General features: G+C 77.2%; 2 protein-coding genes. Both read left to right on the forward strand.

Features of this window, described 5'->3' with window-relative positions; genetic code table 11:
- The coding region (locus ACTUAL_RS27170) for a transketolase C-terminal domain-containing protein (protein WP_440902235.1) at positions 1–945 on the forward strand (945 nt) is incomplete at its 5' end.
- A partial coding sequence (locus ACTUAL_RS27175; RefSeq protein ID WP_440902236.1) for a terpene synthase family protein occupies positions 942–1725 on the forward strand: 784 nt, incomplete at its 3' end. The genes ACTUAL_RS27170 and ACTUAL_RS27175, both read left to right, overlap by 4 nt.

Consider the following 1725-nt stretch of genomic DNA (forward strand, 5'->3'; position numbering starts at 1 on the left):
CCGTCGCTGCCGGGCGGTCCGGAGTGGACGGCCGTGCTCGGCGAGCACCTGGTGGCGCTGGGCGGGACGCGCCCCGACCTGTTCTGCCTGACCGCGGCGATGCTGGAGCAGACGGGCCTGGGCCCGTTCGCCCGCCGCTTCCCCGACCGGGTGCTCGACACCGGCATCGCCGAGCAGCACGCGGTGACCTGCGCGGCCGGGCTGGCGATGGGCGGGCTGCGGCCGGTGGTGGCGCTGTCGTCGACGTTCCTGCCGCGCGCGCTCGACCAGGTGCTGATGGACGTGGCGCTGCACCGGCTGCCGGTGGCGCTGGTGCTGGGCCGGGCCGGGATCACCGGCGAGGACGGGCCGAGCCAGCACGGGGCGTGGGACCTGGCGCTGCTGCGCGGCGTGCCGGGGCTGCGGGTGGCCGCGCCGCGCGACGCGACCCGGTTGCGGGAGCTGCTGGAGCAGGCCGTGGACCGGGACGGGCCGACCGCGCTGCGCTTCCCGCAGGGGCCGGTGGGGGTGGACCTGGACGCGGTGTCGCGGGTGGGCGGGGTGGAGGTGCTGCACAGCGCCTCGCGGCGGGACGCGCTGCTGGTGACCGTGGGGAGCCTGGCGGCGCAGGGCGTGGCGGCGGCGGTCGGGCTGGGCGGGCAGGGCATCGGGGTGACGGTGTGCGATCCGGGGTGGGTGCTGCCGGTGGACCCGTCGCTGATCGCGCTGGCCGCCGAGCACCGGGTGGTGGTGTGCGCGGAGGACGGGGTGCGCGCGGGCGGGGTCGGGGAGGCGGTGGCGGCGGCGCTGCGCGAGGCGGGGCTGAGCCGCCGGGTGCGGGTGCTCGGGCTGCCGCCGGAGTTCCTGGCGCACGGGTCCCGGTCGGACATCCTGCGACTGCACGGCCTGGACGCGGCGGGCATCGCCGAGGGCGTGGAGCGCTTCCTGGACAGGAGTGCGGCGTGAGCGGCTTCTACTGCCCCGTCGAGCCTGCGATCAACCCGCACGTGGGGGTGACCGAGGCGCGGGCCGTCGAGTGGCTGGACCGGGTGGGGCTGGGCGCGGACCCGAGGCTGCGGGAGGAGGTGGTGCGGCTCAACGTCGCCGAGTTCTTCGCCCGCGCCGCCCCGGAGGCCGACGACGAGCCGATGCAGGTGGCGGTGCGGTGGGCGTGCTGGGCGCACCTGTTCCTGCGCGAGCGGGGCGGCGACGAGGACTTCATGACCGCGGCGGGCGAGGTGCAGCGGGCGCTGGTGGTGCCGTGGCACGCGGTCGCCGAGGACCGGTTCGCGCTGGCGCTGCAGGACATCGCGCTGGCCATGCACGGCTGCGCGACCGGCCAGCAGGCGCGGCGGTTCGCGGACGCGCACCGGGCGTGGCTGTTCACGGCGGCGTGGCAGGCGTCGCTGGACTCGATGGGGCTCGCGCCGAGCCTGGACGACCACGTGATGATGCGGCTCAACGCGGCGTCGGGCGCGCCGACGGCGGCGCTGCTGGAGATCGCGGTCGGCGAGGAGGTGCCCGCGCACGAGGCCGACTCGCCGCCGGTGCGGGCGCTGAGCGAGATGGCGGTCCTGGTGACCGGGTGGGACACGGACCTGCACACCGGGTGCGGGGTGGTGGAGGTGCTGGCCGAGCAGGGGCGCACGACGGTGGAGCGGGCGACCGAGCAGGCGCGGGCGATGCGGGACCGGGTGCTGATGCGGTTCCTGGACCTGCGGGAGCAGGTGCTGATCGGGCCGGTGA

Source organism: Actinosynnema sp. (assembly GCF_052038725.1).